Annotated in this window: 17 protein-coding genes; 11 read left to right on the top strand and 6 right to left on the bottom strand. The window is 70.7% G+C overall.

The window, feature by feature from the left end; genetic code table 11:
* Positions 1-45 precede the first annotated feature (45 nt).
* From AB0K07_RS05540 to AB0K07_RS05550, 3 genes are all read left to right on the top strand, one after another.
* Positions 46-1,440, top strand: coding sequence for a DUF4331 domain-containing protein (locus tag AB0K07_RS05540; RefSeq protein WP_363751179.1), 1,395 nt, complete (start codon positions 46-48; stop codon positions 1,438-1,440).
* A 23-nt stretch (positions 1,441-1,463) separates the two neighbouring features.
* On the top strand, positions 1,464-1,793 hold the full coding sequence (locus AB0K07_RS05545; RefSeq protein WP_363751180.1) for a phospholipase: 330 nt from the start codon (positions 1,464-1,466) through the stop codon (positions 1,791-1,793).
* A gap of 468 nt (positions 1,794-2,261) precedes the next feature.
* Entirely contained in the window at positions 2,262-2,519 is a 258-nt protein-coding gene (locus tag AB0K07_RS05550; RefSeq protein ID WP_007455784.1) for a WhiB family transcriptional regulator, read from the top strand.
* A 54-nt stretch (positions 2,520-2,573) separates the two neighbouring features.
* Here the strand turns inward: AB0K07_RS05550 and AB0K07_RS05555 are convergent, their stop codons facing one another.
* Positions 2,574-3,023 (bottom strand): metallopeptidase family protein, encoded by a 450-nt coding sequence (locus tag AB0K07_RS05555; RefSeq protein WP_074316962.1) that lies wholly within the window; start codon positions 3,021-3,023, stop codon positions 2,574-2,576.
* Between the two features lie 153 nt (positions 3,024-3,176).
* On the opposite strand from AB0K07_RS05555, the gene AB0K07_RS05560 reads away from it, so the two are divergent.
* On the top strand, positions 3,177-3,545 hold the full coding sequence (locus AB0K07_RS05560) for a DUF3499 domain-containing protein (protein ID WP_363751182.1): 369 nt from the start codon (positions 3,177-3,179) through the stop codon (positions 3,543-3,545).
* 130 nt (positions 3,546-3,675) lie between these two features.
* Here the strand turns inward: AB0K07_RS05560 and AB0K07_RS05565 are convergent, their stop codons facing one another.
* The 3 genes from AB0K07_RS05565 to AB0K07_RS05575 form a co-directional block, all read right to left on the bottom strand.
* The gene (locus tag AB0K07_RS05565; RefSeq protein WP_363751184.1) at positions 3,676-5,082 is read right to left on the bottom strand and encodes an FAD-binding oxidoreductase; all 1,407 of its coding nucleotides are present in this window, start codon (positions 5,080-5,082) and stop codon (positions 3,676-3,678) included.
* Positions 5,067-6,413 carry an aspartate aminotransferase family protein gene (locus AB0K07_RS05570; RefSeq protein ID WP_363751185.1) on the bottom strand — a complete coding sequence of 449 codons (1,347 nt, stop codon included), beginning with the start codon at positions 6,411-6,413 and terminating at the stop codon, positions 5,067-5,069. The genes AB0K07_RS05565 and AB0K07_RS05570 overlap by 16 nt, the downstream gene beginning before the upstream one ends.
* A gap of 636 nt (positions 6,414-7,049) precedes the next feature.
* The gene (locus tag AB0K07_RS05575) at positions 7,050-7,562 is read right to left on the bottom strand and encodes an Lrp/AsnC family transcriptional regulator (protein WP_363751186.1); all 513 of its coding nucleotides are present in this window, start codon (positions 7,560-7,562) and stop codon (positions 7,050-7,052) included.
* Between the two features lie 206 nt (positions 7,563-7,768).
* Here AB0K07_RS05575 and AB0K07_RS05580 point away from each other — a divergent pair, with 206 nt between their 5' ends.
* Genes AB0K07_RS05580 through speB form a run of 7 tightly spaced genes read left to right on the top strand, consistent with a single transcriptional unit; the run spans position 7,769 to position 15,490 of the window.
* A complete protein-coding gene (locus AB0K07_RS05580; protein WP_363751187.1) occupies positions 7,769-8,953 on the top strand; it encodes a spermidine/putrescine ABC transporter substrate-binding protein in 1,185 nt (394 codons plus the stop codon).
* A gap of 5 nt (positions 8,954-8,958) precedes the next feature.
* Complete coding sequence (locus tag AB0K07_RS05585) at positions 8,959-10,110, top strand: ABC transporter ATP-binding protein (RefSeq protein ID WP_363751188.1); 1,152 nt, start codon at positions 8,959-8,961, stop codon at positions 10,108-10,110.
* Positions 10,107-11,021 (top strand): ABC transporter permease, encoded by a 915-nt coding sequence (locus tag AB0K07_RS05590; RefSeq protein ID WP_363751189.1) that lies wholly within the window; start codon positions 10,107-10,109, stop codon positions 11,019-11,021. Before AB0K07_RS05585 ends, AB0K07_RS05590 begins: the two co-directional genes overlap by 4 nt.
* Entirely contained in the window at positions 11,018-11,860 is an 843-nt protein-coding gene (locus AB0K07_RS05595; protein WP_363751190.1) for an ABC transporter permease, read from the top strand. The genes AB0K07_RS05590 and AB0K07_RS05595 overlap by 4 nt, the downstream gene beginning before the upstream one ends.
* On the top strand, positions 11,857-13,278 hold the full coding sequence (locus tag AB0K07_RS05600; RefSeq protein WP_363751191.1) for an FAD-dependent oxidoreductase: 1,422 nt from the start codon (positions 11,857-11,859) through the stop codon (positions 13,276-13,278). The genes AB0K07_RS05595 and AB0K07_RS05600 overlap by 4 nt, the downstream gene beginning before the upstream one ends.
* A complete protein-coding gene (locus AB0K07_RS05605; RefSeq protein ID WP_363751192.1) occupies positions 13,278-14,480 on the top strand; it encodes a saccharopine dehydrogenase C-terminal domain-containing protein in 1,203 nt (400 codons plus the stop codon). Before AB0K07_RS05600 ends, AB0K07_RS05605 begins: the two co-directional genes overlap by 1 nt.
* On the top strand, positions 14,477-15,490 hold the full coding sequence (gene speB, locus AB0K07_RS05610; protein ID WP_363751193.1) for an agmatinase: 1,014 nt from the start codon (positions 14,477-14,479) through the stop codon (positions 15,488-15,490). Before AB0K07_RS05605 ends, speB begins: the two co-directional genes overlap by 4 nt.
* A 178-nt stretch (positions 15,491-15,668) precedes the next feature.
* Here the strand turns inward: speB and AB0K07_RS05615 are convergent, their stop codons facing one another.
* On the bottom strand, positions 15,669-16,016 hold the full coding sequence (locus AB0K07_RS05615; protein WP_363751437.1) for a DUF779 domain-containing protein: 348 nt from the start codon (positions 16,014-16,016) through the stop codon (positions 15,669-15,671).
* The gene (gene adh, locus AB0K07_RS05620) at positions 16,013-17,518 is read right to left on the bottom strand and encodes an aldehyde dehydrogenase (protein WP_363751194.1); all 1,506 of its coding nucleotides are present in this window, start codon (positions 17,516-17,518) and stop codon (positions 16,013-16,015) included. The genes AB0K07_RS05615 and adh overlap by 4 nt, the downstream gene beginning before the upstream one ends.
* Positions 17,519-17,554: the final 36 nt, after the last annotated feature.

Here is a 17,554-nt window from a genome sequence, read left to right on the forward strand (position 1 = left end):
CCTCCGCCCCGCCATCCTGTCCCCGCCCAGTGAGGTTGGTCCGCCATGTCTTCCCACCGCGAGGCCCCGGAGATAGCCAAGGATCCGGTCGCCGACAGCTCCGACCTGTACGCGTTCGTCAGCCCCGACAAGCCCGACTCGGTCACGCTGATCGCCAACTACGTGCCGTTGCAGCTCCCCTCCGGGGGCCCGAACTTCTTCGAGTTCGGCGACGACGTGCGGTACGAGATCCATATCGACAACGACGGTGACGGCCGCCCGGATGTCACCTACCGGTTCGAATTCACCACCGAGATCACCAATCCGAACAGTTTTCTCTACAACACCGGCCCGATCGATTCGCTGGACAGCAAGAACTGGAACCGGCGGCAGTTCTACAGCCTGACCCGGGTGGCCGACGGCCGGGAGCACCGGTTGGCGCACAAGCTGCCCTGCCCGCCGTGCAACGTCGGGCCGCTGTCCACCCCGAAGTACGCGGAGCTGGTCCGGCAGGCGACCTACTCGCTCTCCACCGGCGAGCGGGTGTTCGCGGGGCAGCGCGCGGACGGCTTCTTCGTGGACCTGGGGGCGATCTTCGACCTCGGTACGCTGCGGCCGTTCCAGCAGCTGCACGTGGCCGGCAAGAAGGTCTTCAAGGCCGAGGGGGAGCCGGTCAACGCCACCGATCGGATGAACGTGCACAGCATCGCCGTGCAGGTGCCGCTGAGTCGGGTGCGCCGGCGCGCCAACCGGTACGGCGCGGCCGACCGGGCGTCGGTGATCGGGGTGTGGACGTCGGCGTCGCGCCGGCAGGTCCGGGTGCTGGGCGACCGCGCGGCCGCGGACACCGCCGCCGGCCCGTTCACCCAGGTCTCCCGGCTGGGCAACCCACTGTTCAACGAGGTCATCGTGCCGATGTCCAAGAAGGACCTGTGGAACTCCCTGCCGCCGTCGGAGGACAAGCGGTTCGCGCAGTTCGTCGAGCAGCCCGAGCTGGCGGCGCTGCTGCCGGCGCTCTACCCGGACGTCTTCCCCAACCTGGACAAGCTCACCAAGGCGAAGAAGCCCCGGGCCGACCTCGTCGCGATCCTGCTCACCGGCGTGCCGGCCGGGCTGATCGACGGCTTCACCAACACCACCGGCGACGTGCAGGCCGACATGCTACGACTGAACACCGCCATCCCGCCCAGCCGGCGTCCGGACCGGTTCGGCGTGCTCGGCGGTGACCTGGCCGGCTTCCCGAACGGCCGGCGCGTCGGCGACGACGTGGTCAGCATCGCGCTGCGGGCGATCGCCGGGGTGACCGTCCCGCTGGTGGACAAGACGTTCCGCCCGGACGCGGCGGCCGCCGCGGTCACCCCGGGGTTGAGCGCCGCCGACGTGACCGCACCCTTCCTCGGGAACTTCCCCTACCTGGGTACGCCGTACGACGGGTTCAACAACCCGCCGGCGTCGTCCTGACCGGGGTGGGGGAGGAGACGCGGATGCACGAGCACGCGTACGGGCCGTCGGAGACCGGGAGCGTCGTTCTCGATCTGGGCGGCGAGACCGGTGCCCTGATCGTCTACACCGGGCGGGATCTGCACGGCCGGGAGATCGAGATCAGCCGTGACGAGGATCGGCGGACCCACTCGGCGGTGCGGGAACGTCGAGTGCGGGACGGCTCGTTCCACAGTGCGGTCTACCCCGATCTGCCGGCCGGTATCTATACCGTCTGGTGGGACGACCGTACGCCCGCCGGCACGGTTTTTGTCCATGGTGGAGCGATTGCCGAGTTCGTATGGCCGAGCAGCGGTTTCGGGGTCGCCGGCTGACCCACGCCGCAGCGTTTCCGGTCGCGCCCCGTCCACACTGTGGACGGGGCGCGACCGGTGTCCGCGACTCGACGGGCGGTCTGGCCCGAGCCGCGTTAACCTGTCCCCCACCAAGATCAGCTTTGGGGAAAGGGGCGATCCGGTGTTCCTGGCGACGTCGCGGGGGCGACCTGCCGGGAGAGCGCCACGGCAGAAAAGTCGGGCAACTCGCCGGAGAGGGCGTTACTCGGCCGGGGTCTGAATCGATAGGGCAGGTTGCGAGGCTGGACGGCCCGAGTGGCCGGCCGGGGGTGTCGGGAGGGCGACTCCATTATCAAGTTTGGCTTGACGGCGCACGCATTACACGCGTGTAATTTGAATGGGGTTGTTCGCGCGGAACGCAACAAAACGGGACCGGACGGACAAGCACGCCTTTCGCGTGGGGGGTTGCAGCGGCGATGACGCCGGTGCGCGACAAGGAGGCATTTGATGGACGGCCAGCTTGAAGTGGCCGACCTGCTCGGAAACGCGCCGGAGTGGCAGGAGCGGGCCCTGTGCTCGCAGACCGACCCTGAGGCGTTTTTTCCCGAGAAGGGCGGCTCGACACGCGAGGCGAAGCGAATCTGCTCGCGCTGCGAGGTCAAGACCGAATGCCTCGAATACGCACTCGGTCACGACGAGCGGTTCGGCATCTGGGGTGGGCTCTCGGAGCGGGAGCGGCGCAAGTTGAAGCGGCGGGCCGCCTGAGCGGTGCCGGGTCGGGGCGGTGGGGGCCGCCCGACTCGCGCGCGGGCGGACGGCTCAGGCCAGCTCGTCGGGATCGACGCCGAGCAGGTTCGCCACCTGCTCGATGATCACGTCATGCACCAGGTCGGCGAGGTCCTCGCGGTCCATCGCCCGGAACTCCAGGGGCCGCCGGTACAGCACGATCCGCGGCGGCACCTCCTGCCGGCCCGGACGGCCCGGCAGCAGTCGGGCCAGCGGGACCTCGCCGTCCTCCAGCACGTCGGAGTCGTAGACGTTCAGATCCGGCGGGACGTCCTCGACCGCGAACTCGACGCCGGCCAGTTCCTTGGCGAACCGTCGCTCCAGCGTCTCGACGGTGTCCAGGACCAGGTCGTCGAAGACCTCGGCCTTGGTCCGCGCCAGCGGCACGGTCGCCGGCACCAACCGCCCACGCAGCCCGCGCCCGTGCCGGTCGCGGTGAGCGCGCCGGCCGGAACCGGGGCGGCGGTGTTCCGGGCTCGTCATGAGGCAAAGGGTAGCCCCCGCGTCGGGCTGGCCAGCGGCAGCGCCGCTCCCGTGGCGCGCCGTGCGCCGGACGGGTGGATTGTGATCACCACGACGGGCGTGTCGCAACGCGAAGCGATGCGCCGGACCCGGTAATGGAGATACCCTGCCGCCGTGAGGTCACCACGGCGCTGCTCCCGTAACGGCTGCCCCCGGCAAGCGGTCGCCACATTGACCTATGTCTACAACGAGTCGACGGCGGTGGTGGGTCCACTGGCGGCCTTCGCCGAGCCGCACACGTACGACCTGTGTGAGCCGCACGCCCGCAGCCTCACCGCCCCCCGGGGCTGGGACGTGGTCCGGCACGAGGGCGAGTTCGAGCCGCCGCCCCCGACCACCGACGACCTGGTCGCGCTCGCCGAGGCCGTCCGCGAGGCCGCCCGCCCGGCGCCCCGCCCTCCGGAGCCCGACCAGCCCTCCGACCACCCCCACCACGCGACCGGCCGCCGAGGCCACCTCCGCGTAATCCCCCCCAACCACTGACCCCAAGGGGCCGGCGCCGTCCGTGCCCCCCGGTTGATCATGAAGTTATTGCCACTCGCCTCGGCGTGTCATGGCAATAACTTCATGATCAACGGCGCTGGTGGGTGGGGTGGGGTTGGGTGAGGTGGGGTTAGTTGCCGAGGAGGCGGGAGAGGGTTTTTGCGCGGCGGGAGGGGCGGTTGGTGCGCATCTCCGTTGTGTCGGCGGTGGTCATCACGCGGAGGGCGGTGTTGACGGCCAGCCACCGTAGGGGTTCCGGCTCCCAGCGGCGGGAGCGGTGGTTCACCCAGGGCAGGGTGGTCAGCTCGGTGCGTTCGCCGCGGATCAGGTCGGCCAGGGTGCGCCCGGCGAGGTTGCTGGAGCCCACCCCGTCCCCGACGTAGCCGCCCGCCCAGGCCAGCCCGCTGGCCCGGTCGAAGCCCACCGAGGCCGCCCAGTCCCGGGCCACCCCGAGTGGGCCACCCCAGGTGTGGGTCACCGGCACGTCCGGGCCGAGCACCGGGAAGAGCTCCCCGAGCGTCCGCCGCAGCGCGGCGAAGACCCGTGGCTCCCGGTCGTAGCCGGGGGAGACCCGGGAGCCGAAATGGTACGGAGCACCGCGCCCGCCGAAGGCCAGCCGGCCGTCCGCGGTGCGCTGGCCGTAGATGATGACGTGCCGGTGGTCGGAGAACGTCTCGCGCTGGGCCAGCCCGATGCGCGCCCACGTCTCCGCCGGCAGCGGCTCGGTGGCCACCATCAGGGAGTACACGGGTGCCACGGTTCGTCGCTGGCCGGGCAGCGCGGGCGTGTACCCCTCGGTGGCCCGGACCACCACCGGCGCCCGTACCGTGCCGGCCACCGTCACTGCCGACCCGGCCCGGATCGCGGTGACCGGTGTCCGCTCGTGGATGGTCACCCCGAGCCGTTCCACCGCCCGGGCCAGACCCCGGACCAGCTTCGCCGGGTGCACGGCCGCGCAGTGCGGGGTGTACGTCCCACCGCGTACCCCCTCGGCGGCGCAGCGGGCGGTGGCCTCGCCGGTGTCGAGCAGCGCCAGGTGCTCGGCGCCGAAGCCGAACGCGCGGGCCTCGTCCACGGCGGCCCGGGCGCGGGCGAGCTGGGGGCCGGTGCGGGCCAGGGTGACCGTGCCGCCGTCCGCCCAGTCGCAGTCGATGCCCTCGGCCGCGACCACCCGGCCCACCTCGCGCACCGTCTCGTGCAGGGCCCGTTGCATGGCGATCGCCGCGTCCCGGCCGTGCCGCCGGGCCAGCCCGGTCAGCGAGGTGGGGAAGAGCGCCGAGCACCAGCCGCCGTTGCGGCCGGACGCGCCGTACCCGGCGATCTCCTTCTCCAGCACGATGATCCGCAGCGCCGGCTCGGCCCGGGCCAGGTGGTACGCCGTCCACAGCCCGGTGTAGCCGGCGCCCACGATGACCACGTCGGCGTCCGCGTCGCCGGGCAGCGCCGGTCGCGGGGTCAGCGGCTCGTCCAGGGTGGACAGCCAGTGCGACAGCTCCCGGTAGCGCCCGGCGGGGTCGCCGCTCAGAGTCGCGCCCATGCCTCGGTGAGGACCGTACGCAGGATCTGTTCGATCTCGTCGAAGTGCTGCTGCTCGGCGATCAGCGGCGGGGCGAGCTGCACGACGGGGTCACCCCGGTCGTCGGCGCGGCAGTAGAGCCCCGCCTGGAACAGCGCGGTGGAGAGGAAGCCCCGCAGCAGCCTCTCCGACTCGGCCTCGTCAAAGGTCTCCCGGGTCGTCTTGTCCTTGACCAGCTCGATGCCGTAGAAGTAGCCGTCGCCGCGGACGTCGCCGACGATCGGCAGGTCGTTGAGCTTCTCCAGAGTGGACCGGAACCCGTCCTCGTTGGCCCGCACGTGCCCGACCAGGTCCTCACGGGCGAAGACCTCCAGGTTGGCCAGGGCGACCGCGCAGGACACCGGGTGGCCACCGAAGGTCACCCCGTGGGCGAACATGCCGGTCTCGGTGAGGAACGGCTCCATCAGCCGGTCGCTGGCGATCATCGCGCCGAGCGGGGCGTACCCGGAGGTGATGCCCTTCGCGGTGGTGATGATGTCCGGCTGGTAGCCGTAGCGCACCGCCCCGAAGTACTCGCCGAGCCGACCCCAGGAACAGATCACCTCGTCGGAGACGAGCAGCACGTCGTACGCGTCGCAGATCTCCCGTACCCGCTCGAAGTAGCCGGGAGGGGGTGGGAAGCAGCCGCCGGAGTTCTGCACCGGCTCCAGGAAGACCGCGGCGACGGTGTCCGGCCCCTCCCGTTCGATCGCCCGGCCGATCTCGTCGGCGGCCCAGCGGCCGAACGCCTCGGGCGAGTCGCCGTGCTCCGGCGCCCGGTAGAAGTTGGTGTTCGGCACCTTGATCCCGCCGGGCACCAGCGGCTCGAAGTCGCTCTTGATGCCGGGCAGGCCGGTGATCGACAGCGCGCCCATCGAGGTGCCGTGGTACGCGATGTACCGGCTGACCACCTTGTACTTGTTGGGCTGGCCGGTGCGCTTGAAGTAGGCCCGGGCCAGCTTCCACGCCGCCTCGACGGCCTCCGAGCCGCCGGTGGTGAAGAAGACCCGGTTGAGGTCGCCGGGGGTGAGCGAGGCGATCTTCTCGGCCAGCTCGATGGCCTTGGGGTGGGCGTACGACCAGAGCGGGAAGTACGCCAGCTCGCCGGCCTGCTTGGCGGCGGCCTCGGCCAGCTCGGTGCGGCCGTGGCCGGCGTTGACGACGAAGAGCCCGGCGAGCCCGTCCAGGTAGCGGCGGCCCTGCGCGTCCCACACGTACGCGCCCTCGCCGCGCACGATGGTCGGCACCTCGCCGGCGGAGTAGCTCGCCATCCGGGTGAAGTGCATCCAGAGGTGGTCGGTGGCGTTGGCCATGTCAGCCCCATCGGTCGTCGGGCCGGTCAAAGGGGTGACGCCGGCCGCTCTGCCCACGGTTATCGCACAGCACGACCAGGGAAAGCAAGTGTGATCGGTAGTGCCTGAGCCTCAGGGCGACGGATTCGGCGAGAAATTGCCTTAGTCGCGACGGAATCCGCAAGGCCGTTGGCCTGCTCGTCGTCGCCCGGCGGGCGCGCCGGACTGCCCGCTGACCCCTGGTCGGCGCGCTCGGGGCGGCCAGGTGCACCGAGGCGGGCACGCTGTTCGACCAGGACGAGTAGCTGACGGCGTTCTCCGCGCCTCCTTTGCTCTGCTTCAACGGACGCAACAGTGCATGTCCGGTGTCCGGACACGGGGTGTTGCGCCGGTTGAAGCAGAGCAAAGGACGCGAGCGGTGGACTGCCGGCCGGGTGGCCGTTGGCCGGGTGGCCTGCCGGTGGATCAAGCGAGTCGATCACCCGAGTGGAGCAACGGGGCGAGCAGCCGGGACGGGGGCGGGGCACCTCGGGGGCAGGTGCGGAGCGTTCTGGATGCGCGTCAACACGTCCACCGCAACACGCCGGTAGGCAGCGGACACCGACACGCAGCGTGGCTATCGTGCGCCGCAGTGTGCACCCGGCGGGCCGCTGAGCGTCAGGCCGTGCCCCAGGTGTAGGTCTGCTTGCGCAGCTTGAGGTAGACGAACGCCTCGGTGGCGAGCACCCCGGGCACCGCGCGCAGTCGTTGCAGGATCTCTAGCAGGTGGTCGTCGTTGCGGCAGACCACCTCGGTGAGCAGGTCGAACGAGCCCGCGGTGATCACCACGTAGTCGACCTCCTCCAGCTCGGCCAGCCGGTCGGCCACCGCCTCCAGGTCGCCGTCGGTACGCAGGCCGATCATCGCCTGGCGGGGGAAGCCGAGCTGGAGCGGATCGGTCACCGCGACGATCTGCATCACGCCGGAGTCGAGCAGCCGCTGCACCCGCTGGCGGACCGCCGCCTCGGAGAGCCCGACCGCCTTGCCGATGGTGGCGTACGGCCGGCGGCCGTCCTCCTGGAGCTGTTCGATGATCTGCTTGGCCACGTCGTCCAGCAGAGCGTGATGGGCGCCTTCACGGACAGCGACGCGTCGACCGCCGTTGCCGTTCTCGTGCTGCCGGTTCGTCATCGTGCGCTCCCCATGTCCCGAATCGTGATGTCGCGCGTATATCCCCGCGCAGTCTGGCGTATTTCGTCGTGCATCGCTAACTCCGCAACGGAATCCCTTGTAAGGGAGGTCACCTCATGTCAGGATCAGTCGTCCATCGCACCTGACCCTCCCGCCGGCGCGCCACCCCCGTCCCGCCCGCCGACGATGACCCCATAGGAGTCGTCATGCGTACTCCCCTCCGGCCCCTCACCCGGCGTGGACTGCTCACCGGCACCCTCGGTTCGGCCGCGCTCCTCGTCACGGGCGGCAGCCTCGCCGGCTGCGGCACCAAGGGCGCGCAGCAGACCGAGGCCGGCTGCGTCAGCGATGACCTGTCCGGCACTGAGAAGAAGCTTGCCTTCTCCAACTGGCCGCAGTACATGGACGTGGATGAGAAGGACGAGTCCAAGCGGCCCAGCCTGGACCAGTTCATCGCCAAGAGCGGCATCCAGGTCACGTACACGGAGGACATCAACGACAACAACGAGTTCTTCGGCAAGGTGCAGAACCAGCTCGCAGCCTGCCAGAGCACCGACCGGGACATCATCGTGCTGACCGACTGGATGGCGGCGCGGATGATCCGGCTCGGCTGGATCCAGAAGCTCGACCCGGCGAAGATCCCGAATGTGCAGGCTAACCTGCTCCCGTCGCTGCTCAACCGCTCCTTCGACCAGGAGAACCGGATCTCCATCCCGTGGCAGTCCGGCCTCGCCGGTCTGGCGTACAACGGCAGCGTCACCAAGGAGCTGCGCACCGTCGACGAGCTGCTCACCCGACCCGACCTCAAGGGCAAGGTGACCGCGCTCAGCGAGATGCGCGACACGATGGGCCTGCTGCTCCAGTCCAACGGGCACGACCCCGCCAACTTCACCACCGCCCAGTACGACGACGCGCTCAACAAGCTCAAGAAGGCCGTCGACTCCGGGCAGATCCGCAAATTCACCGGCAACGACTACGCACCCGACCTGGCCAAGGGCGACATCGCCGCGTGCATCGGCTGGTCCGGGGACATCATCCAGCTCTCCAGCGAGAACGAGAAGGTGCAGTTCGTCGCGCCCGACTCCGGCGTGATGCTGTTCAGCGACAACATGATGGTCCCCAACAAGGCCACCCACAAGGGCAACGCCGAGGCGCTCATCAACTACTACTACGAGCCGGCCGTCGCCGCGACGCTCGCCGCGTACGTCAACTACATCTGCCCGGTCAAGGGCGCCCAGGCCGAGATGGAGAAGATCGACCCCGAGCTGGCCGCCAACCCGCTGATCTTCCCCGACGAGGCCCTCCTGTCGAAGTCCAAGGTGTTCATGGCCCTGGACGAGAAGCAGGAGAAGGAGTACGAGGGTAAGTTCCAGCAGGTCATCGGGGCGTGACGGGGATGGCACGCGAGACACCCGCCGGCGACCTGCGCCTGGCCAACCTCACCAAGCGGTTCGGCATCTTCACCGCGGTCGACGACCTCAGCCTGACCATTCCGCAGGGTTCGTTCTTCGCCCTGCTCGGGGCGTCCGGCTGCGGCAAGACCACCACGCTGCGGATGATCGCCGGCCTGGAAGAGCCCACCAGCGGTCAGGTGCTGCTCGGCGACCGCGACATCGCCCGGCTGCGGCCATACAAGCGGCCGGTCAACACCGTGTTCCAGAGCTACGCGCTCTTCCCGCACCTGAACATCTTCGAGAACGTGGCCTTCGGGCTGCGCCGGCGCGGCATCCGCTCGGTCGACGACGAGGTCCTGCGGATGCTGTCGCTGGTGCAGCTCGACGACTACGGCAACCGCCGCCCGGCCCAGCTCTCCGGTGGCCAGCAGCAGCGGGTCGCGCTGGCCCGCGCGCTGATCAACCGGCCGCAGGTGCTGCTGCTCGACGAGCCGTTGGGCGCGCTCGACCTGAAGCTGCGCCGACAGATGCAGATCGAGCTGAAGCGGATCCAGACCGAGGTGGGCATCACCTTCGTGCACGTCACTCACGACCAGGAGGAGGCCATGACCATGGCCGACACCGTCGCGGTGATGAACGCCGGCCGGATCGAGCAGCTCGGCGCCCCGGCCGACATCTACGAGTTCCCGGCGACCGCGTTCGTGGCGAACTTCCTCGGCCAGTCCAACCTGCTCGCCGGTGACGCCGCCGGCACCGGTGCCGGCGAGGTCGCGGTGACGGCGCACGGCGCGCGTTTCTCGGTGCCCGCCGGCCGGGCCCGGGCCGACCGTGGCCCGGTCCACCTGGGGGTACGCCCGGAGAAGTTGCATCTGGTCGGCTCCGCCGACCAGGTGCCCGCCGGCCACCAGCACGTCACCGGGGTGGTCACCGACGCCTCCTACGTCGGGGTCAGCACGCAGTACCTGCTGCGCACCGGCTGGGGCACCGAGCTGTCGGTCTTCACGGCCAACAGCGGTGCGGCGGCGCAGGTGCCGGTCGGCAGCGAGGCCGTGGCGTACTGGGATCCACGGCACGCGTTCCTGCTGCCCCGGGATGCCGCCGACACCGACCGGACCTCGCCGGTTGTCGACGAGCCGGTGGGTGCGTCGTCGTGACCGTCCTGGCCCAGGTGCCCACCGGATCGGGGCAGCCAGCGCCGGTGCCACCGGCCGCCCGGACCGGGCGGCACCGCCTGCTGCCGTACCTGCTGTTGCTGCCCGGCGCGGCCTGGCTGCTGGTGTTCTTCGGCGTGCCGTTGGTGCAGCTCGCCGCGGCCAGCCTCTACGACCCCAGCGGCTCGCTGTCCACGGGCTACGCGCTGACCTGGGCGTTCGGCAACTACCCGGACGTGCTCCAGGCGTACTGGCCGCAGTTCCTGCGCTCGTTCGGCTACGCGGGCGTGGCCCTGGTGCTGGCGCTGCTGCTGGGCTATCCGCTCGCGTACGCCATCGCGCAGAAGGCCGGCCGCTGGAAGAACCTGCTGCTGGTCTGCGTGGTCGCGCCGATGTTCACCAGCTTCCTGGTGCGCACACTGGCCTGGAAGACGATCCTGTCGGACAACGGTGCGCTGGTCGGCGTGCTGCGCGACGTGCACCTGCTCGCCCCCGACGGCCGGCTGCTGGCCACCCCGTTCGCGGTGGTGCTCGGCCTGACGTACAACTTCCTGCCGTTCCTGGTGCTGCCGCTGTACGCGAGCCTGGAGCGCCTGGACCACCGGCTGCTGGAGGCGGCCAGCGACCTTTACGCGAGCCCGGTGCAGGCGTTCCGCCGGGTGACCCTGCCGCTGTCGATGCCGGGCCTGGTCGCCGGCACGCTGCTGTTCTTCATCCCGGCCAGCGGCGACTACATCAACGCCGAGCTGCTCGGCACCCCGAACCAATACATGATCGGCAACGTCATCGACTCGGCGTTCCTGGTCCGGCTGGACTACCCGCAGGGCGCCGCGCTGTCGTTCCTGCTGATGGCGGCGATCCTCGCGGTGGTCTTCGGCTACCTGCGCAGGGCCGGCACGGAGGAGGTGCTGTGAGGCTCTCGCGTTGGCTGGCCGACCGCTGGGTGATGATCGTGGCGCTGCTGGTGCTCGGCTACCTGGCGCTGCCGATCCTGGTGGTGGCCGGGCTGTCGTTCAACCGCCCGTCGAGCCGGCTGTCGTACGACTTCAACGAGTTCACCCTGGACAACTGGCGTCAGCCGTGCGCCACGTCGGACATGTGCGACGCGGTGGTCCGCAGCGTGCAGATCGGCTTCATCGCCACGGTGGTCGCCACCGTGCTCGGCACCCTGATGGCGTTCGCGCTGGTGCGGCACCGCTTCCGCGGCAGGTCCGGCATCAACGTGCTGATCTTCCTGCCGATGGCCACGCCGGAGCTGGTGATGGGCACCTCGCTGCTGGCGCTCTTCGTCTCCGCCGGGGTGCCGCAGGGCTTCTGGACGATCGTCATCGCGCACGTGATGTTCTGCGTCTCGTTCGTGGTGGTCACCGTCAAGGCGCGGCTGGCCGGGATGGACCGGCGGCTGGAGGAGGCCGCCATGGACCTCTACGCCAGCGAGTGGCAGACCTTCCGGCGGATCACCCTGCCGCTGGTGCTGCCCGGCATCGTGGCCGCCGCGCTGCTGGCGTTCTCGCTCAGCTTCGACGACTTCATCATCACGAACTTCAACGCCGGCACCACCGTCACGTTCCCCATGTACGTCTGGGGCGCTGCCCAGCGGGGCATCCCGCCGCAGGTCAACGTCATCGGCACCGCGATGTTCGCGATCGCGCTGCTGCTGGTCGGGCTCAGCTCGCTGCGCGGCCGGCGTTCCCGCCGGGCCAACCTGCTGGTCGGGCCGGAGCAGGCCCGACCGGTGCGCGGCCGTTCATGACCCTCCCGCATACCGGCCGGGCGCTGGCCGACGCGGCGCCCGTGCCGTACTGGCTGGACCGCCCGGACCGCCCCGACCCGCTGCCACCGCTCGCCGGCCCGCAGCACGCCGACCTGCTGGTGATCGGCGGCGGGTACAGCGGGCTGTGGGCAGCGCTGCTGGCCAAGCAGGCCGACCCTGACCGGGACGTGCTGCTGGTCGACGCGGGGACGTGCGGCTGGGCGGCGTCCGGGCGCAACGGCGGGTTCTGCGCCGCCTCGCTGACCCACGGCCTGGCCAACGGCGTCGACCGGTTCCCCGACGAGATCGGGGAGCTGGAACGCCTCGGCCGGGAGAACCTGGACGCCATCGCCGCCACCGTCGCCGAGTTCGGCATCGACTGCGACTTCGAGCGCACCGGCGAGCTGGCCGTCGCCGTCGAGCCGTATCAGCTGGCCGGGCTCGCCGAGGACGCCGAGCTGGCCCGCCGGTACGGCCACCGGGTACGGCTGCTGGACCGCGACGAGGTACGCGCCGAGGTGCACTCGCCGACGTACCTGGGCGGGATGTTCGACGCCGACCGGGTGGCCATGCTCGACCCGGCGAAGCTGGCGTGGGGCCTGCGTCGCGCCTGCCTCGACCTCGGCGTGCGGGTGCACGAGCACACCCGGGTCACCGGGCTGCGCGCCGACGGCGCCGCGCTGCACGCGCGGACGGCCGGCGGGTCGGACGGCGCGCCCGGGTCGGTGCGGGCCCGGCGGATCGTGCTGGCCACCAACGCCTTCCCGCCGCTGCTGCGCCGGCTGCGGGCGTACCTGGTGCCGGTGTACGACCACGTGCTGATGACCGAGCCGCTCACCCCGGCCCAGCGGGACGCGATCGGCTGGCGCAACCGGCAGGGGCTGGCCGACACCGGCAACCAGTTCCACTACTACCGGATCACCGCCGACGGGCGGATCCTCTTCGGCGGCTACGACGCGGTCTACCACTACGGCAACCGCATGGCACCGGAGCTGGAGCAGCGTCCGGCCACCTTCGCGGCGCTCGCGAGGCACTTCTTCACCACGTTCCCGCAGCTCGCCGACGTGCGCTTCAGCCACCGCTGGGGCGGCGTCATCGACACCTGCACCCGGTTCTGCCCGTTCTTCGGCACCGCGTACGGCGGTCGGCTGGCGTACGCGGCCGGCTACACCGGCCTCGGCGTCGGGGCCACCCGCTTCGGTGCCCGGGTGCTGCTCGACCTGCTGGCCGGCGGGGACACCCCGTTGACCCGGCTCGATCTGGTCCGCAGTAAGCCACTGCCGTTTCCGCCGGAACCCGTCCGCTCGGTCGGCATCAATCTCACCCGCTGGTCACTGGCCCGTGCCGACGCGCACGAGGGCCGGCGCGACCTTTGGCTCCGTACTCTCGATCGTCTCGGTTTGGGGTTTGATTCCTGATGCGTGTCCTGCTCGTCGGCGCCGGTGGCGTCGGCTCCGCCGCCGTAGCCATCGCCGCCCGACGGACCTTCTTCGAGGCCATGGTGGTCGCCGACCACGATCCGGGCCGCGCCGAGCGCGCCGTCGCCGGGCACGGCGACCGCTTCGTCGCCGCCCAGGTGGACGCCTCGTCGGCCGACGCGGTCGCCGCGCTCTGCCGGGAGCACCGGATCACCCACGTGCTCAACGCCGTCGACCCACGCTTCGTCATGCCGATCTTCGACGGCGCGTTCGCGGCCGGCGCGGACTACCTGGACATGGCGATGTCGCTGTCGCACCCGCATCCGTCCCGCCCGTACGCCGAGACCGGGGTGATGCTCGGTGACGAGCAGTTCGCGCGCTCGGACGCGTGGTCCGCGGCCGGTCGGCTGGCCCTGTGCGGCATCGGCGTCGAGCCGGGCCTGTCCGACGTGTTCGCCCGGTACGCCGCCGAGGAGCTGTTCAGCGAGATCGACGAGATCGGTGTCCGGGACGGCGCGAACCTCACCGTCGACGGCTACGACTTCGCACCCTCGTTCTCCATCTGGACGACGATCGAGGAGTGCCTCAACCCGCCGGTGGTGTGGGAGCGGGAGCGGGGCTGGTACACGACCGAGCCGTTCAGTGAGCCGGAGGTTTTCCACTTTCCGGAGGGGATCGGGCCGGTCGAGTGCGTCAACGTGGAGCACGAGGAGGTGCTGCTCATCCCGCGCTGGGTCAAGGCCCGCCGGGTCACCTTCAAGTACGGTCTCGGCGACGAGTTCATCGAGGTGCTGAAGACGCTGCACAAGCTCGGCCTGGACTCGACGACGCCGGTCAGCGTGCGCGGCGTTCAGGTGTCGCCGCGGGACGTGGTGGCGGCCTGCCTGCCCGACCCGGCCACCCTCGGCGAGCGGATGCGCGGCAAGACCTGCGCCGGCACGTGGGTGCGCGGCCTGGGCCCGGACGGGCGGCCACGGGAGGTCTACCTGTACCACGTGGTCGACAACGAGTGGTCCATGCTGGAGTACGGCCACCAGGCGGTCGTCTGGCAGACGGCGGTCAACCCGGTGGTGGCGTTGGAGCTGCTCGCCACCGGTGCCTGGTCCGGCGTCGGGGTGCTGGGTCCGGAGGCGCTGCCCGCGAGGCCGTTCCTCGACCTGCTGACCGGCTACGGGTCGCCCTGGGGGATGGAGGAGCGATGAGCCGCTACGGGGCCATGTACGGGCCGGACGTCACCTTCCTCGGGGTGGACCGGTGCACGCTGGGCGACCCCACGTCGTACGCGGACGCCGACGTGGTGATCATCGGGGCGCCCTTCGACGGTGGCACCTCGCACCGGCCCGGCACCCGGTTCGGGCCGTCGGCGATCCGCCAGGCGTGCTACCTGGCCCACGACGGCTCCCGCCCGTCGCTCGCGCTGCGCGTCGACGCGCTACGTGACCTGCGGGTGTACGACGCCGGTGACGTCGAGATGTTCTCCGGCGACATCGAACGCTCGCTGGCCGCCCTGGAGTCCGCGGTCTACGCCGTGTCGTCCACCGGCGCCATCCCGATCGTGCTCGGCGGGGACCACTCCATCGCGCTGCCCGACGCCACCGGGGTGGCCCGGCAGCACGGGCACGGCCGGGTGTCGCTGGTGCACTTCGACGCGCACGCCGACACCGGTGAGATCGAGTTCGGCTCCCTGCACGGGCACGGCCAGCCGATGCGCCGGCTCATCGAGTCCGGCGCGGTACGCGGCGACCGGTTCCTCCAGATCGGGCTGCGCGGCTACTGGCCGGGCCCGGACGTCCTGTCCTGGATGGCGGAGCAGCGGATGCGGTCGTACGAGATGACCGAGCTGGTCGCACGCGGGCTCGACCCGTGCCTCACCGAGGCGTTCGCGATCGCGGTCGACGAGTGCGAGGGGGTGTTCCTCTCCGTCGACGTCGACGTGGTCGACCCCGGCATGGCACCGGGCACCGGCACCCCGGAGCCGGGCGGCCTGACCTCCCGGCAACTGCTCGACGCGGTCCGCCGGGTCTGCTACGAGCTGCCCGTCGTCGGGGTGGACGTCGTCGAGGTCGCCCCGCCGTACGACCACGCCGACATCACCGCGTACCTGGGCAACCGGGTGGTCCTGGAGGCGCTCTCGGCGATCGCCCGACGCCGCCGCGACGCCGCCGGCGGGCCACCGTGGAACCCCCACCAACCCCTCCTGGATGCCCGCTGAGCAGCGCATTGACGCTGCGACTGATCCCCCGTCGTGGCCTGCGGTCACACCGCGTCACCGAGCCCGGTGCGGACTTGGTGGTGAGCGGTATACCTGTGAGTCATAAACATGACTCACAGGTATACCGCTCACCAGTGCTGGTTGCCTCCGCCGCCCACACGCACCGGTCGCGGTTGACCTAGGCGGCGAGGCGCGAGCGGATGAGGAAACGGAGACCGTCGGGGGCCTCCAGGGAGAAGCCGCTGCCCCGGCCCGGGACCACGTCGACGGTGAGCCGGGTGTGTTTCCACAGCTCCCACTGGGCGGCGGACATCCAGAACTCGACCGGCTCCGGCACACCGTCCACGGCGAGCGAGGCGAGCAGGACGTCGGACGATCCGGTGCGGAACTCGCCCGCCGGGTAGCACATCGGGGCGCTGCCGTCACAGCAGCCGCCGGACTGGTGGAACATCAGCGGCCCGTGCCGCCCCCGCAGCGACCGGATCAGGTCGGCCGCCGCGGGGGTCACCGAGACGACGGACATCAGAAGAAGCCGAGCTTCTGGGTCGAGTAGCTGACCAGCAGGTTCTTGGTCTGCTGGTAGTGCTCCAGCATCATCTTGTGGTTCTCCCGGCCGATGCCGGACTGCTTGTACCCGCCGAACGCGGCGTGCGCCGGGTACGCGTGGTAGCAGTTGGTCCACACCCGCCCGGCCTGGATCGCCCGCCCGGCCCGGTACGCGGTGTTCATGTCCCGGGTCCAGACGCCCGCGCCCAACCCGTACAGGGTGTCGTTCGCGGTCTTCACGGCGTCGTCGAGGTCGGCGAAGGAGGTCACCGAGACCACCGGTCCGAAGATCTCCTCCTGGAAGACCCGCATCGAGTTGTCGCCCTCGAAGATGGTCGGCTGGACGTAGTACCCACCGGACAGCTCGCCGCCCAGGTCGGCCCGTGATCCGCCGGTGAGCACCCGGGCGCCCTCCTGCCGGCCGATGTCCAGGTAGGACAGGATCTTCTCCAACTGGTCGTTGGACGCCTGCGCCCCGATCATCGTGTCGGTGTCGAGGGGGTGCCCGGCGACGATCGCCTCCGTGCGCGCGACGGCCGCGGCGAGGAAGTCGCTGTAGTGGCCCTGCTGGATCAGCGCCCGCGACGGGCAGGTGCAGACCTCGCCCTGGTTGAGGGCGAACATGGTGAAGCCCTCGAGCGCCTTGTCGAAGAAGTCGTCACGGGACGCGCTGACGTCGTCGAAGAAGATGTTCGGGCTCTTGCCGCCCAGCTCCAGGCTGACCGGCTTGATGTTCTCACTGGCGTACTGCATGATCAGCCGCCCGGTGGTGGTTTCACCGGTGAACGCCACCTTGGCCACCCGTGCCGAGGACGCCAGCGGCTTGCCGGCCTCCACGCCGAAGCCGTTGACGATGTTGAGCACGCCGGGCGGCAGCAGGTCCGCCACCAGCGACAGCCAGTAGTGGATCGAGGCCGGGGTCTGCTCGGCCGGCTTGAGCACCACGGCGTTGCCGGCGGCCAGCGCGGGCGCCAGCTTCCAGGTGGCCATCAGGATCGGGAAGTTCCACGGGATGATCTGCCCGACCACGCCGAGCGGCTCGTGGAAGTGGTACGCGACGGTGTCGTCGTCGAGCTCACCGAGCGAGCCCTCCTGCGCCCGGATCGCGCCGGCGAAGTAGCGGAAGTGGTCGATGGCGAGCGGAATGTCCGCGGCCAGCGTCTCGCGGATCGGTTTGCCGTTCTCCCAGGTCTCGGCGATGGCCAGCGACTCCAGGTTGTCCTGCATCCGGTCCGCGATGCGGTTGAGGATCAGCGCCCGCTCGGCCACCGAGGTGCGCCCCCAGGCGTCGGCGGCGCCGTGCGCGGCGTCCAGGGCCTTCTCCACGTCCGCGGCGGTGCCCCGGGCCACCTCGGTGAAGGTCTGCCCGGTGACCGGGGTCGGGTTCTCGAAGTAGCCACCACCGTGCGGCTTGACGTACTCGCCGCCGATGAAGTGGTCGTAACGGGACTGCCAGTGGGTGGGCGCGTCGTAGCGCGTCATGGTTACCTCCGCCGTCGTGGTGCGGTGTCGGCGGCG

Origin of the sequence: Micromonospora sp. NPDC049301 (assembly GCF_040678715.1) — a bacterium.
In the GTDB taxonomy this organism is placed as follows: domain Bacteria; phylum Actinomycetota; class Actinomycetes; order Mycobacteriales; family Micromonosporaceae; genus Micromonospora.

Coding starts and splice junctions, on each gene's coding strand:
- AB0K07_RS05585 (WP_363751188.1), top strand. CDS start 8,959: ATGGCACGCGAGACACCCGCCGGCGACCTGCGCCTGGCCAACCTCACC.
- AB0K07_RS05565 (WP_363751184.1), bottom strand. CDS start 5,082: ATGGGCGCGACTCTGAGCGGCGACCCCGCCGGGCGCTACCGGGAGCTG.
- AB0K07_RS05545 (WP_363751180.1), top strand. CDS start 1,464: ATGCACGAGCACGCGTACGGGCCGTCGGAGACCGGGAGCGTCGTTCTC.
- speB (WP_363751193.1), top strand. CDS start 14,477: ATGAGCCGCTACGGGGCCATGTACGGGCCGGACGTCACCTTCCTCGGG.
- adh (WP_363751194.1), bottom strand. CDS start 17,518: ATGACGCGCTACGACGCGCCCACCCACTGGCAGTCCCGTTACGACCAC.
- AB0K07_RS05550 (WP_007455784.1), top strand. CDS start 2,262: ATGGACGGCCAGCTTGAAGTGGCCGACCTGCTCGGAAACGCGCCGGAG.
- AB0K07_RS05580 (WP_363751187.1), top strand. CDS start 7,769: ATGCGTACTCCCCTCCGGCCCCTCACCCGGCGTGGACTGCTCACCGGC.
- AB0K07_RS05555 (WP_074316962.1), bottom strand. CDS start 3,023: ATGACGAGCCCGGAACACCGCCGCCCCGGTTCCGGCCGGCGCGCTCAC.
- AB0K07_RS05575 (WP_363751186.1), bottom strand. CDS start 7,562: ATGACGAACCGGCAGCACGAGAACGGCAACGGCGGTCGACGCGTCGCT.
- AB0K07_RS05540 (WP_363751179.1), top strand. CDS start 46: ATGTCTTCCCACCGCGAGGCCCCGGAGATAGCCAAGGATCCGGTCGCC.
- AB0K07_RS05605 (WP_363751192.1), top strand. CDS start 13,278: ATGCGTGTCCTGCTCGTCGGCGCCGGTGGCGTCGGCTCCGCCGCCGTA.
- AB0K07_RS05570 (WP_363751185.1), bottom strand. CDS start 6,413: ATGGCCAACGCCACCGACCACCTCTGGATGCACTTCACCCGGATGGCG.
- AB0K07_RS05600 (WP_363751191.1), top strand. CDS start 11,857: ATGACCCTCCCGCATACCGGCCGGGCGCTGGCCGACGCGGCGCCCGTG.